At 57.0% G+C, this 22612-nt stretch carries 14 protein-coding genes, 3 tRNA genes and 1 rRNA gene; all 18 read right to left on the bottom strand.

The features are described from left to right. Nucleotides 1-105 precede the first annotated feature (105 nt). The gene (locus tag AC58P5_RS25430) at nt 106-3543 is read right to left on the bottom strand and encodes a glycoside hydrolase family 2 TIM barrel-domain containing protein (RefSeq protein ID WP_497391620.1); all 3438 of its coding nucleotides are present in this window, start codon (nt 3541-3543) and stop codon (nt 106-108) included. A 2-nt stretch (nt 3544-3545) separates the two neighbouring features. Beyond that, nucleotides 3546-5309, bottom strand: a complete 1764-nt coding sequence (locus AC58P5_RS25425) for an MFS transporter (protein WP_497391618.1) — start codon at nt 5307-5309, stop codon at nt 3546-3548. A 115-nt stretch (nt 5310-5424) separates the two neighbouring features. Further along, on the bottom strand, nt 5425-6234 hold the full coding sequence (locus AC58P5_RS25420) for a carbohydrate ABC transporter permease (RefSeq protein WP_497391616.1): 810 nt from the start codon (nt 6232-6234) through the stop codon (nt 5425-5427). Between the two features lie 21 nt (nt 6235-6255). Next, nucleotides 6256-7218: a carbohydrate ABC transporter permease gene (locus tag AC58P5_RS25415; RefSeq protein WP_497391614.1), complete on the bottom strand. Its 963-nt coding sequence runs from the start codon at nt 7216-7218 to the stop codon at nt 6256-6258. Between the two features lie 26 nt (nt 7219-7244). Continuing rightward, nucleotides 7245-8510 carry an ABC transporter substrate-binding protein gene (locus AC58P5_RS25410; RefSeq protein WP_497391612.1) on the bottom strand — a complete coding sequence of 422 codons (1266 nt, stop codon included), beginning with the start codon at nt 8508-8510 and terminating at the stop codon, nt 7245-7247. Between the two features lie 247 nt (nt 8511-8757). Continuing rightward, nucleotides 8758-10008, bottom strand: a complete 1251-nt coding sequence (locus tag AC58P5_RS25405; protein ID WP_497391610.1) for a response regulator transcription factor — start codon at nt 10006-10008, stop codon at nt 8758-8760. Next, nucleotides 10005-11708, bottom strand: a complete 1704-nt coding sequence (locus tag AC58P5_RS25400) for a cache domain-containing sensor histidine kinase (RefSeq protein ID WP_497391608.1) — start codon at nt 11706-11708, stop codon at nt 10005-10007. The genes AC58P5_RS25405 and AC58P5_RS25400 overlap by 4 nt, the downstream gene beginning before the upstream one ends. 170 nt (nt 11709-11878) lie before the next feature. Beyond that, on the bottom strand, nt 11879-13453 hold the full coding sequence (gcvPB, locus tag AC58P5_RS25395; RefSeq protein ID WP_497391606.1) for an aminomethyl-transferring glycine dehydrogenase subunit GcvPB: 1575 nt from the start codon (nt 13451-13453) through the stop codon (nt 11879-11881). A 140-nt stretch (nt 13454-13593) separates the two neighbouring features. Continuing rightward, entirely contained in the window at nt 13594-14991 is a 1398-nt protein-coding gene (gcvPA, locus tag AC58P5_RS25390; protein ID WP_497391604.1) for an aminomethyl-transferring glycine dehydrogenase subunit GcvPA, read from the bottom strand. 340 nt (nt 14992-15331) lie between these two features. Beyond that, nucleotides 15332-16111, bottom strand: a complete 780-nt coding sequence (locus tag AC58P5_RS25385) for an SDR family NAD(P)-dependent oxidoreductase (protein WP_497391602.1) — start codon at nt 16109-16111, stop codon at nt 15332-15334. Between the two features lie 136 nt (nt 16112-16247). Continuing rightward, entirely contained in the window at nt 16248-17999 is a 1752-nt protein-coding gene (locus AC58P5_RS25380) for an amylo-alpha-1,6-glucosidase (protein ID WP_497391600.1), read from the bottom strand. Nucleotides 18000-18327: 328 nt separating this feature from the next. Beyond that, entirely contained in the window at nt 18328-19161 is an 834-nt protein-coding gene (locus AC58P5_RS25375; protein WP_497391598.1) for a carbohydrate ABC transporter permease, read from the bottom strand. A 20-nt stretch (nt 19162-19181) separates the two neighbouring features. Then, complete coding sequence (locus AC58P5_RS25370; RefSeq protein WP_497391596.1) at nt 19182-20072, bottom strand: carbohydrate ABC transporter permease; 891 nt, start codon at nt 20070-20072, stop codon at nt 19182-19184. A gap of 158 nt (nt 20073-20230) precedes the next feature. After that, nucleotides 20231-21637 (bottom strand): ABC transporter substrate-binding protein, encoded by a 1407-nt coding sequence (locus AC58P5_RS25365; RefSeq protein ID WP_497391594.1) that lies wholly within the window; start codon nt 21635-21637, stop codon nt 20231-20233. A gap of 481 nt (nt 21638-22118) precedes the next feature. Next, nucleotides 22119-22194: transfer RNA gene (locus AC58P5_RS25360), tRNA-Asn, on the bottom strand. 6 nt (nt 22195-22200) lie between these two features. Further along, nucleotides 22201-22276 (bottom strand) — tRNA-Ala (locus tag AC58P5_RS25355). Between the two features lie 77 nt (nt 22277-22353). After that, nucleotides 22354-22430: transfer RNA gene (locus AC58P5_RS25350), tRNA-Ile, on the bottom strand. Nucleotides 22431-22502: 72 nt separating this feature from the next. Beyond that, a 5S ribosomal RNA gene (gene rrf / locus AC58P5_RS25345) occupies nt 22503-22612 on the bottom strand; the annotation flags it as partial.

Here is a 22612-nt window from a genome sequence, read left to right as displayed (position 1 = left end):
CCTGAAAGTGGCTAGCAAACGCAGGCCCATGAATGGTTAAAGCCACAAAAAACACGCCCTTGCTCACAAGAGCATCGGACGTGTTTGATTTGGAGGTGTTCTTGCTCAGCTTATGCCGCCCGAACGAAGTGCCGCCGCTGTTTGTGCAGGGTCAGCATCGCCGGATAAAGGCTTGAGCCTTACCGCAAACTGAAAAGCCTGCGGCTCCAGCACATGCGGCGGAAGCTGCTTCGGACCGCAGCTGTTGCTGCCCAGCCCGTTCTGCTTGTAATCCAGATGAAGCGTGACATAATCGCGCGGAATCAGATCGCACTCGTGGGAGGCCGCTTCCAGGTCCTCCGGCGTGTAGCGGCTGGCCCCGAAGTCAAAGACCGGCCGGCCGGACGCCATAAGCCCGGAGCCCTGCACGCCGCGCAGGAACGCCCAGCGCACGTCGGAACGGTTGCCGCTTTCCTGCGGCTTGACGTACGGGAAGCGCAGGTCGTCGACCGCGGCGTCGTACAAGCCCATCCGCGCGGCTTGTCTGCTGTCCGGGTAAGATTCCCCCGGGCCGAGCCCGTACCAGGTCACGCGGTCCGTGCTGCCGGGCAGCTCCATCCGGAGGCCGATGCGGGGCAGCATATCCGGCGGCGTGCCGTCCGGTTCGCCCTGCACGGACAAATCCACCGTCCCGTCGGGACGAACGGTGTAGGCCCACGTGCAGGAGAAGCCCCAGGCGTACACGGGCGGTGCTGTACGGATGGAGACGGTCACGCGGACGGAGCCGTCCGCAAGCCGCTCCCAGCCGCTGCCGCGCACATCGTCGGCCGCCATATGCACGCACGCCTTGCGCCAGTCGGCGACAACGTACATGTCGTTGTCGATCGGGGCGCGCCACAAGGCGAGCCGCGGTCCGCCGCCTTCGGCGATCACCGGGGTGCCCGCGTGCCGCCAGGAGGCGATGCGCCCCCGGCCCCGGTCGAAGACGAGCGTGAAGTCCGCTCCCGTCAAGGTGAGCTCGCGGTCCGCTTCTTCGACCCGGATGGCGTCAGCAGTGTTGGCTGCCTGAACGGCCTCATCGTGCGCAAGCGCTCCTGCGGAAGACACGACGGCGGACTTTATCACCGCCCCGGACAAGTCGCTCTCCGATTCTCCTGTCGCTTTTCCGCTGCGTGCCTTCTCCGTTGAGCAGGCATGAAGCGGAAACTGCGCCCACGCAATCTCGTGGCCTTCCTCCGCCCAAGCGGCCGGGGAAGCCAGCACGATGCGCACGGTCAGCCAGTATTCGGCCGAGCCACCTTCGTCTGCCGCCGGCACGGGAAGGGGAATACGTAGAGTGCCCTCTTCTCCGGCAGCCAGGTCCGGCAGTTCGGCCGGACCCCCGCCAACGAGGCGGCCGTCCGCCTCCAGCTTCCACGTGCAGCGGAAATTTTGAAGCGAAATAAAATCGTAATGGTTCCGGATAATCAGTTCGGCGGCCCCTTGGTTTTTGTCCGGCTCCCATCCTTTGATCTCTACCGATATCGGTTCAATCGTTTTCTTGTATTCCATCAGACCCGGAGACGGCGTGCGGTCCGGCGTGATAAGTCCGTCGATACAAAAGTTGCCGTTGTTCGGCTGATCGCCGTAATCCCCGCCGTAAGCGAAATATTCGCGGCCGTCCGCTTTTTTCCGCCGCAGTCCGTGATCGATCCATTCCCAGACGAATCCTCCCTGAAGCCTCGGATACGTTCTGAACAGCTCCTCATAGTGCTGGAGCCCGCCGGGGCCGTTCCCCATGGCATGGGCATATTCGCATAAGATATGCGGTTTGTCCAGTTCCTTCATTTCTCCGAACCCGCGCATTTTCTCGGGAGACGAGTACATGGTGCTGAACACATCGCAGGCTTTTCCTTCGCGGTCTCCTTCGTAATGAACGAGCCTGGAAGAGTCGTAGGAGCGGCACCACTTGTACATCGCCTCGTGATTGCAGCCGAAGCCCGATTCATTGCCGAGTGACCACATGATAATCGAAGGATGATTTTCATCCCGCATGACCATTCTCCGCATCCTGTCCACATAGGCATGCTCCCACGCCGGATCGGCACTGAGCCGGTTAGCGTCCCCGATCAGCTCGAAGCCGTGCGTTTCCAGATCGGTTTCGTCCATGACATACAGGCCGTACCGGTCGCACAGGTCGTAAAAGCGCGGGTCATTCGGGTAGTGAGCCGTCCGCACCGCATTGATGTTGTGCTGCTTCATCATGCGGATATCCTTCTCCATCGTTTCCGGTGTGACGGTTCTGCCTGTATCGGGGTGATGGTCGTGACGGTTCACTCCGCGTAGACGAATCGCTTTCCCGTTTACGAGCATGAGGCCGCCTTTGACCTCGATGCGGCGGAAACCGGTTTTCAGCGCTGTCGTTTCAAGCACTTCTCCCTCTTCGTCCAGCAGAGTGACGATCAAGTCATACAAATAAGGCGTTTCCGCGGACCATTTGCGGGGTTCCTTGATTTCCGCTTCAATCGCAAATGACCGCTCCTTCTCCGTACCCGCGATTCCGTCCGCTTCCGTTTCCCCTCCCCCGCTGCTTGTGATCCCGCTTTCTTCACCGGAGACGATAAGGTTCCCCTCCCGGTCCTGCAGCTTCCAGACCAGAGTGAACGGACGGGAAGCCGTATCGGCCGATGACCCAGCTCCGGTCTGAGAACTGCTTTGGCCCCCATGCTGCGTTCCGGTTAGCGTGGCTGTATGTTCTCCCGCATGTTCTGCTGCGTGCTCTCCTGTATGTTCTCCGGCCTGTACGCCGTTTAGATCGCCGATAAGAGCAGCGCGTCCGGCCGCCGCCTTCGCTACCGTCACCTTCACACGGAGAAGTCCGTGTCTGCATGCTTCATCCAGCCCGGCGTGTACCCGGACATTTTGCAGATGCAGCTTCGGCCGGGCTACAAGAACGACATCGCGGAATATGCCGCTAAGCCACCACATATCCTGGTCTTCCAGGTAGCTTCCGGCCGACCACTGATACACCTGCACGGCAAGAACATTCCGGCCGCTGCGGATAAAAGGCGACAAATCGAATTCCGCCGTCAGCCTGCTCCCTTCGCTATAGCCGACATACTCCCCGTTCAGCCAGACGTTGTAGGCGCTGTCTACTCCGTGAAACCGAATGACCACGTCCTTGTCCGTCCAATCGGCAGGCAGGGTAAACTCTCTCCGGTAGCTGCCCGTAGGATTGGCCGCGGGCACGCGCGGAGGGTCAACAGGGAACGGATAATACAAATCCGTATAATGGGGAGCGCCGTATCCGTGCAGCTGCCAGCAGCTCGGCACGGGCAGGCGATCCCAGGCGGCCGCGTCGAACTCCGGCTCATAAAAACCGGCCGGCGCTTCCTCGGGCGAATTCGTGTAACGGAAAGCCCATGTGCCGTTTAGAAGTAGCGTCCGGTCCGAACGATCTCCGGCGTAAGTCAGAGCTTCTTTTTCTTCTTCGTAGGGAATAAAACTGGCCCGGGCCGGCAGACGGTCCCGCTCGAGCACGTCGAGATTGTCCCAATCCCGGCGCTGCAAATGTAGTTCCTTCATGTCTATGCTCCTCCTGCTTGGGGCTTACCCCTTAGATTGTCGTCGCGTCTAATGATCAAAGGCAGCACACGGCTGCGGAAATAGGTATAATTCACGATCAGCAGCACGCCCGCAATGAGAAACGGAGTGTGGTAATCGCCTGCATTCATAAAAAAACCCGCCGTCATCGTCGACAGAGACGACCCGACACAGCGGAAAACGGCCCGCATTCCCGCGTACAAATTGCGGTCCTCTTCTCGCAGCGAAGACATGGTTTCGCTGTCGACCAGATTGCCGAGCAGCGAAAAGCTTCCGCTCCGGAGAACGAGCAAGGCCGCAAATACCGGCGCCGGCTGCGCGATCAGAAGCAGAAATGCTAGACCCGCGTTGCCGAGGAACGCGCCTGTAAAGGCGGCTTTGGCTCCCCAGCGCTCCATGATTTTGGGAGCGGCCAGCGAAGCGGCAAACAGGACAAGCCCGTTGACCGTGTACACGTAAGAAATCAGATCGTCCTCCCATGCCGCCCTGAACTTCAGGTACACGTTCATGAACGGGCCGATGAACGAGAAGACAAAACCGATCAGGCAGGCGTTGGCGGCGAGCAGCCAGAGCGAGCGATTGCGGAGCAGCCAGAGCGAGCGATTGCGGAGCAGCCAGAGCGAGCGATTGCGGAGCAGCCTGCGGATTCCCTGCGGCAAGCGCGGCAGGGAATCCGCCCTCGGCGTCACATGACGGTGGTCAACCACATGTGTTTGCCGCCCCCCGTGTGATGCGGACGGCTTCGCCGGGCCATCGCCCGGTGCGTGCTGCTCCTCGGCGCCACTCATTCCGGTTACGGCGTCTGGCAGGGGGGCGGCGGCTGCATCAGCGATGACACGGTTACGGTTGTCAGCCTTTGCTGCGAACGCGCTCCCGTTTGCGGTTTCCCTATCGGCCGGGGCATATAAGCCGCTGCCGGTTGCCTCCGCTGCTGATCCGCTCATAAGGTCACCGTTCCCGGTACCGTTATTCGTGATGTCGCGGCCCAGGCCGTCGGCTTCCGCTGCACCGCAGTCGCCGTTTGCGGCTCCCGCAGCGGCTTCGGCTCCGGGACGCAATCCGCTCCCGGCTGCCGCCGCTGCCGCCGGTCCCGGACGGTCACCGCCCCCGGAGCCGCCTATCTCCGGCAAAGCCTTCCCGCCGCTGCCTCCCGCCGCCCGTTCCGCCGGTAGCAGCTTCAGGCGGAGCAGAGACAGCACCGCGATGCATACGGCGGAAGCATAGAGCGACGGGGCGTGGCCTGCGGCGGAAGCGTCCGCCCGGGAGAGGATGCCCCCGAGCAGATTGCCGAGTCCGGTGAATGCGGTGAACACCGCGAACATCCCGTGAAAGGCCCGGCTCTCCTCACGGCGGGAGCGGCAATAGCGGAACAGCAGCTGGATTTCCGTCGTCTCGATACACATAAATCCGGCTGACGCAACCGCTTGGGCCGCATACCAGACCGGCAGACTGCGTCCGGTGGCGAATAGGGCCGCTCCTGCGGCAACGAGCATCGAACCCGTCAGCAGCATGGGCTTGCGGCCGATTTTTCCCGCAAGCATACCGGCGGGCAATGCACCGATCCCCATGATCAGAATGCCCACGGCGGATATGCTTGCAATCTGGCCCCCGCTTGCGCCAAGCGCCAGCAGGTGAAGATTCAGGGCCAGCGAATACAGCCCGATTCCGATCCCGTACAGCGCTTCCGTCGCCAGAAACCGCCGGACTCCGGTTGTCATGCTTGTATTGCTGCTGCGAAAATTAAACACATCTGTCCAATCTCCTTGCTGTCCGAAACTTGCGGTTAACTTCCTTGCTTGCAGGTTTACTTGGGATAGTTCAGCCCTTGTTCCCCTTCATTCCAGCCTTACAGGGACATCGGCCTTACTTGATGCCTGTCATCGAAATGCCTTCCACGATATACCGCTGGGCAAGGAAGAACACCGCAAGCGGAGGCAGACAGATGATCGTCGTTACGGCCATAACCGAAGTCATGTCGACACCGAACATCCCTTTAAACTGCGCCAGACCGAGCGTCAGCGTATACATGCTCGCATCGTTGAGGAAAATGAGCGGCCCGAGATAATCGTTCCACGTGTCCAGCATATTAAAGACGCTGACAAGCACGAGCGCCGGAAACATCAGGGGAATGATGATTTTCGTAAAAATTTTCAGATCCCCCGCACCGTCGATTTTCGCCGCCTCTTCAAGCTCCGTCGGAATGGTCATAATAAACTGCCTCAGCAGGAAAATGTAAAACGCCGAGCCGAACCAGGACGGGACGATCAAAGGCTTCAGCGTATTGATCCAGCCCAGGAAATTAAACTCCATGTAAAGCGGGATCATCGTCACGTCCCACGGAATCATCATCGTGGCGAGCACGACCATGAACAGGGCCTCCCGGCCCTTAAAGCGGAACCGCGCAAAGCCGTACGCAACCAGCGAGGATGAAATCAGTTGGCCGATGTTGCATAGCACGGTAACGGTCAGGGAATTTTTCAGAAACACATTAAAAGGTTGAATGGTCCACGCCTTCGCGAAGTTTTCCCAATGAAGCTCGGACGGGATCCATTTGGGCGGATACATGTAAACCTCTTCCGGGCTTTTCAGAGCCGTCGTAACGAGCCAGAAGAACGGCATCAGGAACAGCAGCGAGAAAAACAGCAGCAGGGCATATGTGAGTACTTTCTTCATGTCTTCACCTCGCAATCGTCTTTACAGCGCTTTGCGCTTCGTTTTCCGGGCTTTGTTCTTCTTCAGTTCACCCTCGTAATAGACGAACATGGAGGTGGAGCGGAAGACCATCATCGTCAGCGCCAGCACAATTACGAACATGACCCAGGCGTTGGCTGCGGAATAACCCATTTTGAAATATTTAAAAGCGTTCTCGTACACATACATGGCGTAAAAGTAAGTCGAATTCAGCGGCCCTCCGCCCGTAAGCGTCAACGCGAGCGTAAGCTGCTGGAAAGCGGCGATAATCGACGTAATCAGGTTGAAAAGCAGGGTCGGCCCCAGCATGGGAAACGTAATGCGGATAAACCGCTTGAACGCGCCCGCACCGTCCAGTTCGGCGGCTTCGTACAGATCACCGGGGATGTTTTTCAGTCCCGCGAGGAAGATCAGCATCATGGACCCCTGCGCCCACAAGCTTGCGGCGACCATCGCGATCATCGACCAGTTCGGCTCACGCAGCCAATCCGGTCCGGTAATTCCGACCAGGGACAGGAAGTAATTGAGAATCCCGTATTCCCCGCTGTATACCCAGGCCCAGATCATCGCCAGGGCAACGCCCGAGATGACGGAAGGCAGGTAGAACACGGTGCGGAAAATACCGCTTCCCCGGACATTCTGATTGAGAAGAACCGCCAGCAGAAGAGCGATAGCGAGATTGAGCGGCACGAATATGGCGGCAAATCGGACCGTTACGCCCAAGGAGTGCCAGAACAACGGATCGTTTGTGAACATATTCACATAGTTTTGGAAGCCGACAAAGGTTCGTTCGCCGACAATGGGCCAATCGTAAAAGGAAATGACGAGCGAAAACAGGAGGGGTCCGAGCGTAAAAGCCACGAACCCGATCATCCAGGGAAGAATGAAGAGGAAGGGGGTTAGCCTGCCTCTTCTCCAGATGCTGCGCCGCACGCCTTTTTGAAGCTTCAAGGTGTTCGGTTGCATGGGCTCACTTCCGTTTCCCTAACGGGTTATTTGAAAAACTTTTGCGAATCGCGTACGGCCGTATCCATCGAATCCTTGGCGTTTTGTCCCAGCATAATGGCGTTGATGGCTGACGTTAAATTGCGGTTGACTTCGTTCCATTTCGGGCTGAGCAGGAAAGCCGGGGTATTGTCGCTCGCTTCGAGCATCGTGTAGAACGCCTTGTACACCGGATCCTGGTCGAGCTTGTTGCCTTCCACGATGCTTTTGCGCACCGGCAGGTCGCTTGTCCGCAGCTTGATCGCTTCCTCGGAAGCGTAATATTTGATGAACTCCCACGCTTCTTCCTTGTGCTTGGAGTTTTTGGACATCGAGACCGCAGATTCGGCGATTACGCCTTTAACCGGCTTGCCCGGGAAGACAGGCATGGATACCGTTCCGAGATCGACCTTGGCTTCCTTGAAGCCGTCCAGCGGCCAGATGCCGCTCTCCCACATGGCGATTTTGCCCGCTTTGAAAATGTCGTCCCCCGACTGCTGGTTCTTGCCGCCTACAATCACGGCCGTCTTGGATTTGACGAGATCGCCGATCATACCGATCGCCTCGACCGCCGGCTTGCCGTTCATGTAGCCTTCGATCGTTTTGCCGTCATCCGAGATAAAGCTGCCGCCGTTGCTCCAGACGATTCCCTGAAGATCGTACGGATCGTTTTCCGCACGCACTCCGAAGCCGTACTGCTTTTTGGCCGGATTCGTCAGCTTTTGGGCTGCGCTTTTGAATTCGTCCCACGTCCAGCCTTCTTTAGGCTGAGGAACGCCCGCTTCGTCAAACAGCTTTTTGTTGTAATACATCACCCTTGTCGTAAACCCCGCCGGCACTCCGTAAGCGGTTCCATCGATTTTGACGTAATTGAGCAGTCCCGGGTAGAAATCGTCCTGCTTCAGTGTCGCATCGCTTTTCATCCTCTCATCCAGAGGTTCGAGGTTTTTGTAATACGTCGGAAAATCCCACATATACATCACATCCGGCGCATTGTTGGCCCCGATTGAAGCGGCCAGTTTCTGATCGAATCCGTCCCCGTAAGCCTCGACCTGCACCTTGACGTTCGGATGCTTGGCTTCGAAGTTTTTGGCGATCGTTTCTTGGATTTTGAGCAGATCGCCGGTATCCCAGGTCGCGAAGCGCAGCGTCACCTTGCCGCCGGCGCCGGAGTCTCCTCCCCCCTGAGCCTCTCCCTGCTTGGAGCTGCACCCCGACAGGGCAAGAGCGGTAACCATCGATCCGGTAAGCGCGAGAACGAGCGTCTTTTTCATAAAGTTCCCCCCATAAACATCTTAGGTGTGATGAGATGAATGCGTTGAATTGATTTCAGTTTACGGCAAATAAAGCGTTTTCAAAACGGAAGAATGTCCGAAAAAAAGTGCCGCTTTGCCCGCTCTCCGGGCAGCTCCCGAGGAAGGTGCCAATACGTCCGGCGCGAGGGGGTGTTTTTATCCGGCGATCCTTCACCGGGGAAAAAAAGAAGGTTTCCCTTCCGGGAAACCGCATTGGCAGGTCCGGCTAGCGCGCGTCCGTCATCCGCCGCTCCGTGCGGTAATGACTCGGGGTCTGGCCCGTACAGCGCTTGAACCATTTGCTGAAATATTTCGCATCCGGCATGCCCACCCGGTCCGCGATGTCCTGCACGGTCAGCTTGGAGGTGGCGAGCAGCTCCGAAGCGATTCCGAGCTTCGTACGGCAGGTGAACGCCACGAAGCTTTCGCCTACCACGCGTTTGAACAGTGTGCTGAAATGGCTGCGGCTCAGGCCGACCTCATGGGCCGCTTCCGCGACAGAGAGCTGCGAATCCGCCTGCTCGACGATCAGCCGCACCGCCGCGGCAATCGGTTCGGGCCATTCGCCGATACGCACGCGGTGGCGCGTCTCCAGCTCGATGCGGCCGTGCAGGCGGCGCACTTCCGCGAGCCAGCCCTCGGCGCCGGAGAACGCCGCGCCCTCCGTCCAGCGCAGCTGCGGGTCCGCCGCTTTGCGCGCGCACAGGCGGGCGTTCCACGCCTGCCGCTCTCCCTCCGGGACGAGCAGCAGCACATGCTGCCCGCTGAGGGCGGCCGCCGCGCAGAGGCCCGCGGAGGCGAGCCCTGCGGCCAGCCTCGCGGCGCAGGTGGCGGGGCCCGGTGCGGCCGTGGCGCCTTGCCCCGCCGCCTCCGCGTCCGCCGACGCCGTGCCTCCGCAGCCGATCAGGTAAGGCACCGTCGGCTCGCGCATCCACCGCCACTGCCCTTCGAGCAGCCTCTCCAGCTCGGCGGGAAAGCGGTCCCGGATGCCGTGCAGCCATTCGCGGAGCGCTCCTTCCACGCCCGCGACGTTGTCTGCGCCGGCCGTTTCCGCTCGGCCGGGCTGCGCGGACGCCTGCTGTCCGGGCCTGCGGAGCTCGCCGCGGAAACCTTCCAGGTAGTCTCCCAGCTCCTCGTCGCTGAAATCGGTTTTGAGCAGATAACCGGACGCGCCGTACTTGATGCCCTGCTGGGCGTATTCGAAATCGCGGTGACAGCTGAGCAAGAGCGCTTTTGTCTGCGGAGCGTATTCCTTGATCTTGCGGATCAGCTCGATTCCCGTCATCCCCGGCATTACGATGTCCGTAATGACAACTTCCGGCTCATGCTCCAGGAAAGCCTCCCAGGCCCGGGTCCCGTTCGGCGCATCCGCCACAACCTCCATTCCGTAACGTTCCCAGGGCACTGTACTGATCAGCCCCCTGCGGATAATCACTTCATCGTCGGCAATCAGTACACGTATAGATGTATCGCTCATCCCGTTTCCTCCTCCTTCGGAAGCATAATCCCGATGCATGTTCCTTTTCCCGGCTCCGACTTTACATCCAGCCCGTATTTATCGCCGAAATGCAGTTTGATCCGCTGATCGACGTTATAGATGCCGATACTGCGTTTCTTGCGGCCGGCCGTCTCTCCGGGATCGGCCAGAAGCTGCCGGGCCGCCTCCGGTTCCATACCCTTGCCGTCGTCGCACACACTCAACCGGATCGCGTTCCCCTGCTCACGCACTTTGATTTCGATCATCCCCGCCCCGTCCTCGAACGCATGGAAAAAAATATTTTCCACCAAAGGCTGGAGCGTCATCCGCGGGATGCGGACCTGATCCAGAGCAAGCTCCCCCGTATCGATGCGGTAAGTAAATACATGGCCGAACCGGTATTCCTGGAGATTCATGTAATGATGGATCACATCCAGCTCCTCTTTCAAGGTTACCAGTTCACGTGTGAAGTTCAGGTTTCCGTCAAGTACCTTGGTCAAATGCAGAATCATCTGCTGCACTTCGGTGTTTCCGGCTATCCGCGCTTTCCACTGGATGGAAGCAAGTGTATTGATCAGCAGATGGGGATTGATCTGGTGGTGGAGCGCCCTTAGCTCCGCTTCTTTTTTCTGCCGCTCCACACGCTTGACTTCTCCGAACAAATCCTGCAATTGGACAACCATGTGATTGAAGCTGCGGCCCAAACGCCCGATTTCATCTTCGGAGTCGACGACGATCCGGGTATCCAGGCGCCCGAGCGAGACGTCACGGATGGAATCTTTCATTTTTTTAATCCGGCTAAGGAAACGCAGCGAACTGAAGTACGCCAGAACGAAAGCCAACAGAATGGACAAGCTGACGGCCGTAAACGTAAACGTCCGGATCAGCAGAGACGACTGGTAAAAGTGGTGGTAAGGCGTCCGCACTTCGATCTTCCAATCGGTTTCTTCCGACTGCTTCGTCCAGACGACATCGTCGTCACGCTTTGTATAAGGCTTCGCCGTCTGATACAGAATGCGCCCTTCATCCGATATAGTCAGAAAAGCTCCCGTATCCCGCTCGTACTCGTGGAACATATCCAGCAGCTTTTCGGCTTTTACTTCGATCAGCACCCTTGCATCCTCCAGCGCCCCCACCTGGTTATGAATCTGAAAAAGCAGGCCGATCACTTTTTCGCCCGGAACGTTGGAGGTGCCGCTGTACTGCTTGGGCTCGTAAATGCTGAACCGGTACCCCGTGCGTTCCTCGCCGAACCAGGGGCTTTCCTCCACGAGATCCGTATTGGCGATACGCTCGCCGTAATAATAGCCGGACTTCGTCAGAATGAAAATACCTTTCGTATCCAGCGTTTTATGGGCTTTTAAATACTGTTCGAGCTGCTGCTCTTCTTTAAAGCCCAAATAGGTCGTCGGAATCTCTTCATGCAGAACCGTAAAGTTAGGGTCCAGCAGGTAGGACAAAATATCTCCGACCGTATATTTCATTTGAGCCAGCGTCGAATCGATCTGCACCTGCAGCTGGGAGACCGTGTTTTCCCCGTAGCGCCCGAACTGCTCGTTTATCGTCTGCGAAGATTTGGTATACAGTACATAACCCAGAGACAACAGGGGAATAATGGCGACCAGCAAAATCAGCAGCACCAGCTTTCCCTGCAGGCTCCGGCGTAAACGAATCGGCAGTAGGCCCAGGTGTCTAGACAACGTAATCTCCCCCGCATGCAGTAAAGTAAGCGCTTCCGTAAAATGATTATAGCACGGGAAGGCTGTGTGCACATGCCTCCCCGCGCTCTATGGAATTTGAAATATAACCCAGCGGGGCCCGCTGCCTGAACGTCGTCAGTACGGTGCCCCGCTTCCGTGCGCGGGACTCCTTAGCGGGCAGCCCCGGCCGGCTCTGTTTTTTTGAGATAGGCACGCCATGTGATGCACCACTCTTTAGGATCGTCGAAGCTGGATTCGTCGATGCGGTGCACGGTGCTGTTGTGGGGGGCGCTTTTCACGATCTCCGGATTTTCGTATGCTTCCTGCGAAATATGGCGCAGCGCGTCCAGGTACTCATCGAGATCTTCTTTGGAGTACGACTCCGTCGGCTCCAGTGTGAACGGCTGCGGAACGATATACGGATGATGACTGGTCCAGTAATGCAGCCCGAAGTCGCACATCCTGCGCTGGACATCCTCGGTCGTCACGCCCGTCTCCTTCGCCAGCTGTTCCCAGCTGTAGCGTACCTGCTCCAGGCGTCCGCCTTCCACATACGGGGCGCTGGCGCCTCTGATTTTCAAAATGTTCGCGTACAAATAGTTGTTGTTGAGCACGGCTGTTTTGGCCACGTCCAGCAGTCCTTCGGGCCCCAGCGCGCGAATCCAGGCATACGAGCGGAGCACCGTCTGGGCCACGCCGTGGAACATCCGCACTTTGCCGATGCTTTCCGGGGTTTCCCCGCTCAGGCTGTAACGGCTGCCGTCGTATTCCACGACGGGGCCCGGCAGGAACGGCGCCAGTTGTGCCGTCACGCCCAGTGCTCCGGTTGCGGGTCCCCCGCACATATGAGGCGCCGCGAATGTCTTGTGCAGGTTGAAGAAGCACATATCGAAGCCCGCTTCTTTTGCACGCGCAATGCCGAGAAGCCCGTTCGCGTTGGCCTGGTCGTAGAAGCAGATTCCGCCCGCTTCGTGCACGACTTCCGTAAACTCGCGGATCCGGGGGTTGAAGATTCCGGTATCCTCCGGGTTCGCCACGACAAAACCTGCCGTCCTCTCGGACACCGCGTTTTTCAGCGCTTCCAGATCCGGGAAGCCGTCCTTATCCGGGTACAGCGTGATGATTTTGTACCCTTTTACCGCTGCGGTTGCGGCCTGAGACGGATGGGAGAAGATCGTCGTGATAATCTCGTCGCGCTTCTCCCCTTCCCCGTTCGCTTCGTGGTAAGCCCGGACGATGGACGCCATGGCGAAGAGCGCCTGCGTACCGCTGCTCGGCTGGAAGGAGAACCGGTCCAAGCCCGATATTTCCCTCATGCACAAGTCGAGGCCGTGATAGACTTCGAGCATGCCCTGCACCGTGTCCGGATCCTGCAGCGGATGAAGGTCCATCATTTTGGGGCTGCGGATAAGCATTTCGTTAATCCGCGGAATGTACTTCATGGTGCAGGTGCCTTGGCCGATTTCGACGTTGAAATCGGACCCCAGCGTTTCCTGCGACAGGCGCAGATAGTGCCGCAGCACCTTGGCCTGGCCGATCTCGGGAAGGGCCGGAGCCGTCTCTCTGCGCATGGACGCCGGCAGGGCGGACAGGCCGTCGCCCACCTCGGCTTCCACCTCCGGCTCCGCCGCCGGTACCAGAATCCCCCGCTCGCCCGGACGGTGCAGTTCGAATATAACCGGCTCATCCCATTTCGCCTGGTGGAACTTGCGGACCTTGCTGTTTCGTTCGATTCGTTTGATCATGGTGCCGATATCCCCTCTCATCGGTGGTTGTTCTATTGGTTGGTTCTATAGGTTAGCAGTAATTTTCCCGGCTCATTTGCCGTGAACGCTTCTCATCCCTCCGCCATTCCCCCGCCGCTTCTTATGACACACGGAGAATGTCAGGCCCGGCTCAGCACGTTTTTCAGCGCCGCCGCGAGGGTATCGATATCCTGCTTCGTGTGGATTTCCGTTACACAGTAGAGCGCGCACTGTCCCCATTCCGCAAATTCGGCGGACAAATCCTTGCCTCCGAAAATATCCTGCTCAAGCAGAAGCTTATTGATCTCCGCCACGCTTTTGCCTGTCGAATTAAAATCAACGACAAATTCCTTAAACGTAGACGCGCTGAATTTCATGCTTACGCCCTCGATTTCGGACAGGCGCTTCTTGGCGTACTCCGCCTGCTGAACGATGGTCTGGCCCACCTCAAGCATTCCCTGCGGCCCCATCAGAGCCAGATAGACGCCTGCCGTGATTCCCCACAGCGCAGTCTGCGTGCCGACGGATTCCTTCCCTTTTTCCCGCTTCGCAAAAGAAGTCCGCTCGTACGCCACGTCGCCGAAGCCGTACTCGCCTTCCACCGAAGTCGGCGCGATGCCGAACAGCCGGGATGGATATTCCATCACGTAAGCTTCTTCGTCGCGCGAAGCGATGAAACCGGCCTGGCCTCCGCCGTAGTTCATGCGGATTCCGAGGGGCTGCAAGTCGCCGCAGACCAAGTCCGCGCCATAGCGGGAAGGCGGCTTCAAGACGCCCAGCGAGATCGGGTCCACGCCGACCACAAACACGGCGCCCGCTTCCTTCGCGAGCTTGCCGATCGCTTCCCCTTGGACCTCGATGTGACCGAGATAGGAGGGGTTCTCGATATAGACGGCCGCGGTATCCGGGCTCAGTTTGCTCCGCAGATCGCCCAGATCCAGCAGTCCTGTCGCGGGGTCGCAGCCGACGAGGGTGCAGCGGATTTGCGGCGACAGGTAGTTGCGGATGATAAGCAGGCGGTCCGGATGAGTCGTCGCCGGCAGCAGCACCTCGCTGCGGCCGTTCATTCGTGCCGCCATGCGAAGAGCGGTGGAAGCCGCCTGGGCCCAATCGAACGTCGGGACGTTGACGACGTCCATGTCGACCAGCTCGGCCAAAAGGCTCTGATACTCGAACAGCGCCTGAAAACGCCCGTGGTCCTCGTACGGCTCTCCCGCATACGCGGTCACAAACTCCGAACGCTGGCTGATTTCATCGCATACCGCAGGCACATAATGCTGCCAGCAGCCCGCCCCGAGGAAGTTGAGCCGCTCCCGGGCATGAAGATTGCGATTCAGCAGCGTTTCGATGTGGCGCTGAAGCTCGTATTCGTTCAAGGCCGGACCGATTTGAAGCTTGTCGCGGTAGCGCAAAGATTCCGGTACCATGCGGTATAGTTCTTCGATAGTAGCCGCTCCGATCACTTGGAGCATGTCTTTTTGTACGTCGGATACCGTGTTCGGTATATATGGATGGGATGAAGACTGCCTGGTTGCCATCGGAAAACCTCCCTGTGTCTGCTTAATGATGGAATGTTAGATCCTGATGAAAAAGTTAAGGGTAACTTGCCGGTCAAAATTGCTCACGTGTGAAGTCTAATCGCAATCGCCTTTTTTCTAGGCAAATGTCACAAAATTTACTGATCAGTCGATGCGCAGGCATCTGCCCGTGTTGCAGGCTTACCTACTTATTGCTGCCCCGGATCTGCCCGTACTGCAAACCTGCCAGCTCTTTGCCCGGCATCTGCACCTGTTACAGACTTACCTGCTTATCGCTGTCCCAGATCTGCCCGCGCCCAAGTTCTCAAGCACAATCCCCCAAGTTCTCTGCCGCAAAAGCTTACGCCAATCCTCCGCCGTCCACGACGAGAACCGAGCCTGTGACCCAGGCGGACATTCCGCTTGCCAGGAACAGCACCGCGTTAGCGATATCCTGAGGCGTCCCCAGCCTGTTCAGCGGGCGCTCCGCGGACGATACGAGGAAGCTTGCCTCATCCCGGTGCAGCTGCTTGGCTTCGTCGCGCAGAAGCGGCGTATCCGTATCTCCCGGACAGACGCAGTTTACGCGAATTCCGGCAGGGCCGTGGTCAATCGCCATTCCGCGGGTCAGGTTTACTACGCCCGCCTTGGCCGCACAGTAAGCGGCTGCCTGGTCGCCGCCTTTCAGCCCCCAGCCCGATCCCGTGTTGATAATACTTCCGCCGCCGTTCTTTTCCATCTCCGGGATAGCGTATTTGGACAGAAGGAAAGTTCCTTTCAAGGAAACGTCAATCACGAGATCCCACTGTTCCTCCGTCAGTTCCACAACGGTTTTCCGCCGGATCACGCCTGCATTGTTGAAGACAATATCGATTCTGCCCGTCTCCCGAACCGCCGCTTCGACCGCGGCTTTGCAGTCTTCCGCCCGTGTTACGTTGCACGGAATATAACGGGCGAAATGCCCCTGCTCCGTAAGGAGACGCTCGGCTTCGCGCCCTCCGGCTTCGTTCATGTCCAGCAGCATGACCTTGGCCCCGTTTGCTGCCAGCGTTTGAGTGGCCGCAAGACCGATTCCCGAAGCGGCTCCCGTTACCAGGGCCGTTTTTCCGGTTAAATCCAGCGGAGAAGTGTTCGTTGTCATCTGATTTACCCCCTTGGTTTGCTTCGTGTTTGCTATGCTTTCGTGCTTGGTATGCTTTCGCGCTTGCATCGCTTTCGTGCTTGTATCGCTTACCGTTCCCGTTTTAACTTTCACGGAGCGCGATGCAGCCGCCCTCCTACTCCGGACTGTCTGCGGATGCCGCCCCGGAAACCATCTCTTCTTCCCTGCAGCTGCCGGCCAGCAGAAGGAAAACGCTCGACGTCCACGTGAACGCCCGGTCGCGCAGCCCTTCGCCGGTTACGGCGTCGAAGTTCTCCGCCATACCGGACTTCGCCGCCATGCGGCAGAACTTGCGGGCCAGCTCCGAGGCAAACTCCTCGTCGCCCGCTCCGCGGAGTCCTTCCACGATCAGCATCGTGGAAGGGGCCCAGATCGGGCCGCGCCAGTAGCCGTCGGCCGCATAGTACGGGCTGGACGTGCTCTCCGTCGCCAGCCCGTTGCCGGTCAGGAAGCGGTCCGGCTGCTTCAAATCCGCGATCACCTTCTCGCGGATAGAACCGGGGAGCCTTTTTCCCAGCACGATCGGGACGAACGACAGCAGGCTGTCTCCGGCCGAGCGCTCGTGGGAACCGGAACGCATGGCCATGAAGCGGCCTTCCTTCTCATCCCAGAAGTGTCCGATCAGCTTCTGAAGCAGCTCGCGGGCCCTGGCCGACCAGCGTTCGGACTCTTCGTCCAGGCCGAGCCTCCGAGCCGCGACGGCCAGCACTTCCATCTGGATGACGAGAAACGCCGAAAGATCCGGGCTCTCTACGGGAATATCCGTCAGGAACGCCGTGCTGTTGTCCCAGCCGCTGTCATTGCCGTGATTGTACTGCGGAATTCCGTCATTGTCGTCATCTCGGTACCGGAACCACCACGTCGTCCATTTGCCGAGCGGTTCATAAATTTCCCGAAGCCGCGCATCCGTGACCGCCGACGAATTCTCCATCATCCAGTTCAGTGTCCAGCCGTGAATAGGCGGTTTACAGCAGTTCCAGAGCGCATATTTATCGTTTAAAAAGTCCGGCAGCATACCGCTTTCATCCTGCCGGTCAAAAAATATCGCAAACTGATCCCAAGCCAGGTCCGGGTTCGTTCCGGCCAGTGCCATCGCATTGAAGCAGTGATCCCAGCTCCAAATATTCGTCATCCAGTTCTTGGACATGTACATCGCGGGACGGGATAAATAGCCGTCCGCGCGTACGACGCAGGACCACGTAATATAGGCAGCCAGCGTCCGCGCCTCATCCCAGTCCTCCGGCGTTCGTATCGTGCGGGCGAGCCACTGTTCCCAGTCCTGGCCCGCCATAGCCTCGGCTTCTTCATATGAATATCCGCCGCGCTGTCCGGGGACCGTCCGGTATTCTTCGAGAGACAGATCGAACGAGTGACTTTCTCCGCCGGGAACCACCACGAAAGAAATATGCTTGGCACGGAGTCCGCCCCAGACTACATCCGGCTCGAAACTACCGAGCAGCGGCGAGAGCAGAATCCGGACCTCCCGCGAAAAGCTGTTAAGCTCCCAGCCTCTTTCCCGGTAAGGAAGCGCGTAATCGTAGGCGCTGAGCTCCGCCGTCAGTTTCAGCCCGATCCCTTCGCCTCTGACACGGATGCAGTCCGGCTCCGGAATGCACCATTCCATCCAGCCGGCTTCGCTTTCCAGACGAACTTTGACAGGGGAAGCCTCCACCCTGTAATCAGTCAGCGCTTCCCTGGTCTTCGGATCAATGAGGGTGATGCCGAACAAGACACCGGCCTGCTCGTCGCCCCCGCGGATCATTCGAACGTAAAGCCCTTCGCTGCGTTTATCGCTTTGCGGCAGCCTCGATAGGGCGAAATAGGAACCAAAGCGGCTGAATGGCACCACAGACAGATCGAAATTCATAGTTGCAGCCCCCCATTGTTCCTTGGATTTGTAGTTCCTGCTCGTGAAGAGAGCGTTTACATAAAATTGTACCGGAAAGAAAAGAATCTCCACACCGACGCTTGTTGGTATCTTCGTGTCATTTTGCACCTGCTGCGCCGCTGTTTTCAGCCGAAGGTGTCAAAGGTGCCAATTTGTATGCGGAGATTCGTCTTTTTGTTCACTGCCCCTTTTTCCGGAAAATAAAAAACCGCCCCGAGGTCATGAACCTCTCAGGCGGTTTATTTTTGAAACCCCAAAGCCTATAAGATCCGGTCTCTCATATAAGCGGCAGCGGTGCCGGGTTCCCCTATCCTTTCGTTCCCCCCTGCAGACCGAATCCCTTCGACATGAATCTCTGGGACAGCATATACAGAATGACGGACGGAATGGCGTACAGGACCGAAAACGCCGCCAATTTGCCGTAATCGGCCATCCCGTACTGCCCGAAAAACTGATACAACTTTAAGGCTACCGGAAACTTCTCAGGTGACTGCAGAAGGATATACGGAACGAAGAAGTTGCCCCAGCTTCCCGAAAACGTAAAAATCGCTACCGTACAAATACCCGGAACCATTAACGGCGCCACTACCTTGCGGATGCCTGTGAACACGGACGCTCCGTCAATCCAGGCCGCTTCTTCCAGCTCGCCCGGCACCGAGTCCATGAAGTTCTTCAGCATCCAGATGCCGTACGGCATGGACGAAGCCGCGAAAAATAAAATAACGCCGAAAATATTGTCATACAGCTTGGTGGTCAGAAACAATTGATAAACGGGAACCATGACCGCCGTAATCGGAAGCGAAGTCATAAACAGCACAGTAAGCATAAACGGTTTTTTATACTTTAATTGATACCGGGACAGCGGGTAGGCCGCAAGCAGGGCCAGAATAACGACGAGCACGGCTTGGCCGAGGGACATGATGAGGCCGATCATATAGGCCCGCTGGTTTTCCGGATTGGAGATCACCTCCACATAATTCGTCCCTGTCAGCCGCTGGGGGATTTTAAGCGACTGCATCGCATTGGAATCAACAGATGCCACCAGAACCCATAGAAGGGGCAGAATAAAACAGATTCCGATGAAAACAAGAATCGTATACGGCAGAATTCGATACATCCATTTACGCTGGCTCGTATTCATACGGTATTCTCCTTGTAAGTTTACTCTTTCATCGCGCGGATGTAGAACAGGCTTAAGATAATGCCCAGAAGCAGCAGGAGCAGCGATATGGCCGTCCCGTACCCGAGCTGATAATTCACGAACGCCTGGTTATACATAAAAATAGGCAGTGTCGTCGTCGAGGTTCCCGGTCCTCCTCCAGTCATCGCGTAGATGAGCCCGAATACGCCCAAAGTCTGCAAAGTAACCAGCATCATATTGGTGGTCAGGGTTCCTTTTATAAGGGGCAAAATAATTTTTATCAAGATCTGCCACCTGGACGCTCCGTCAACAATGGCCGCTTCCTCGATCTCCGCAGGCACATCATCCAGCGCCGCTTGAAAGACGAGCATGGAAAACGCCGTCCCGTGCCAGATGTTAGCCAGAATAATCGTAACCATCGGAACGGTATACAGCCATGTAACGACCGGAATGCCGAAAAACGCCAAGATGGCATTCAAAGTCCCCTCATCCCCGAAAAAGCTGTACAAACATAAAGCGCAAACAATCTCGGGGGTTACCCAGCCTGCCAGCACGATGGTTCCGATCACCCGCCGGAAGTGCTTATTTTTGTGCTTCATCAGGAGCGCAATCAGAAAACCCAGCACCTGCTGGCCGATAACCGCCGATCCGATCAGAAAAACGAGGGTATTCCAGATGCTGATTCTGACCGTAGGATCCTGGAACATACGCACATAGTTATCGAATCCGGTAAATTTCAGTTCTTTCGCGGCTTCCCCCGTCAAGGCCAGATTCGTAAAGGAATAATAGAAGGTCAGCAATATCGGATAAATAAAAAACACAAGCATAATCGCTATCGAAGGAAGCAAAAAATAAAACCACGAAGAGGTTCGCTTTTTCCTGTAAAGTCTTTCGGCCGCCAAACTGCCCATCCTCATCCCCTCCCGCATTTTAACTGAACAAGAACCCGCTCAAGCTTCGTTCCAGGCAGCCGGCGCGCTAGGCGGCACCGCTTGACGGTGGTCCTCCTCTTCGTTCCCGCCCCCTCCTGCCGTCTTAAACGAATCCTGAGCAGGCACCCTGACTGACGTTACTTTTCCGTGACATGCTCCGCGCCCGCAATCCGGGTTACATCCTGCGTATATTTATTTAAAGCCGCCGCGGGCGCTGTCCCCGTTGCCACCGATTCGACCATCGTTTGAATCTGAGTGGACACTTCCGGATATTTATCCTGCGCGGGCCTAAACTCGGCATTCTTCAAATATTCGGTTGCCAGCTCATTAAACGGCATTTTCGTGTACCCCGGATCTTTCGCTACGTCTGCCCGGACTGTTATATTGCCGGATGCGATTACGAGCTTCTGGGTATTCTCTTTATTCAGTGCGTGTTTGATAAAATTCCATGCCTCGTCTTTATGCTGCGCATGGCTCGGAATCGACAAGGCCCACCCTCCTGCTAGCGTGATCGAACCGGGGGCCTGGCCTTTGCTTGTAGGCATGGGCGCAAACCCGAGCACATCTTTATAAGCCGGCCAGGGTGCCGCTCCGCTCTCCAGATAATTGCCGGTGATCCAGGACCCGTCGAGCGAGATCGCCAGCTTGCCTTTCGGCAGATATTCGCGTGTAGCCGTGTTTCCTGCTTGGCCGTTCAGCACTTTGGACAGCGGCGGTCCGAGCTTTTCCTTTGCCACCGTTTCGATAAAGCCGAGCGCATCCACAATCCCTTGGCTCTTCACGATCCATTTTCCGCTCGCATCGTCGTACAACCTCTCCCCTGTACCGTAGAGCAGCATTTCGTAAGTCTGCATTGAAGTGGCTTCTCCCGTTGCTTTGCCCATATTCATCCAGATCGGAACCACATCCGGTGCTTTCTGCTTGATAGTCCTTGCCGCGTTCAAAACCTCATCCCAGTTCTTAGGCTGCCAATTTTCGGGAAGTCCGGCTTTTTTGAAAATCTCCTTGTTGTACCACAGCCCCCTCGAATCCGTGTTGTAAGGGACACCATATACCTTGCCGTCGCTCGCAGTTACCCCTTTTTTCATAGCTTCGATAAAGGAGCCGTTTGTCCAATCTTCCCATCCTTTTAGCCTGTCATCCAACGGTTCCAGGTACCCCGCACTTGCATCCGAGTTCAGAATGAACGTGTCTTCCGTCACTATATCCGGTGCCGTACCCTTTGATTTCAGTGCCAATGCGATCTTGGCAAAATAATCCCCCTCGGACGCCTGAATCGGGGTCGGTTTGATTTCCACGCTTTTATCCGGATAACTGGCCGCTACTTCCTTGATCCATTTAAACATGGGGCCCTGCTCGCCAATTCCATCATCTCTATAAGTAATCGTTATCGTTTTTTTAGCGGCCGGAGTGTTGCCCGCATCTTTTCCCGACTGGGTCGGTCCCGGTGTCGTTTTTGCGCTCTGGCCGGAACATCCGAATAACAGTGCCGTACTTAACAAAACCGCCGTGACGCTCAACTTCTTTCTTCTTCCGTCTGCCATGGCTTGCCCTCCTTATTTTTGGTACAGCTGGCTGCTCAAGAAAAGAATTTATAAGCGCTTACATAAAGGTTTATTTCACTATATTTTAATAATCCGCTAAAAAGAACTTTTATTTATTCCTATCACCAAAAAGTAAAAAACCGCTCCCCTAAAAGTCAGAGAATCGGCTGAAGAGTGGAGCAATTATTAAGGGATCAAGGAATTCAATTCCCGGAGAGTCGATATAAGAGCGCGGCGGCTGTTCTTGCATCCCGCGGCCCCCTCCCACCACACGGGGCGTCGCCGTATAACGCGGGTCAATTGCAACCTTGAGCGGGCAATTGATTAGGAGGAGAACCAACCCAAAATTAAACTCAGTGTCCGGCCGCTCAATCGAGTCTTTCGCGAGGGAGGTAGCGTTATTTTATGAATAAGGCGGCTTGCGGCCTGTGCAGCTTTTGAAAGCATCAAAAAAAGAGCCTTACGGCTCTTGTTATATGTATGGCTCCCCGAACAGGACTCGAACCTGTGACAACTCGATTAACAGTCGAGTGCTCTACCAACTGAGCTATCAGGGAATAGGATGGTGGAGCCAAGGGGGATCGAACCCCTGACCTCATCGCTGCCAGCGATGCGCTCTCCCAGCTGAGCTATGGCCCCATTTGGTGCTGCAGAAAGAATTTTATCTTGTCTTGCTAAATTCGTCAAGCATTTTTTTAGAGCAACAATTTCATAAGTGGTGGGCCCTAGTGGACTCGAACCACCGACCTCACCCTTATCAGGGGTGCGCTCTAACCAGCTGAGCTAAGGGCCCGTATGTAACACCTATATAATAGGTAGAAACACGATAAAAAGATAAGAAAAGCCCACCTGTAAGTGGGCTCTTGCTTGGCAACGTCCTACTCTCCCAGGACCCTTCGGTCCAAGTACCATCGGCGCTGGAAGGCTTAACGGTCGTGTTCGGGATGGGTACGCGTGGTTCCCTTCCGCCATCGT

Source organism: Paenibacillus sp. JT31N7 (assembly GCF_059692095.1).
This window is presented reverse-complemented; position numbering and strand designations above follow the sequence as displayed.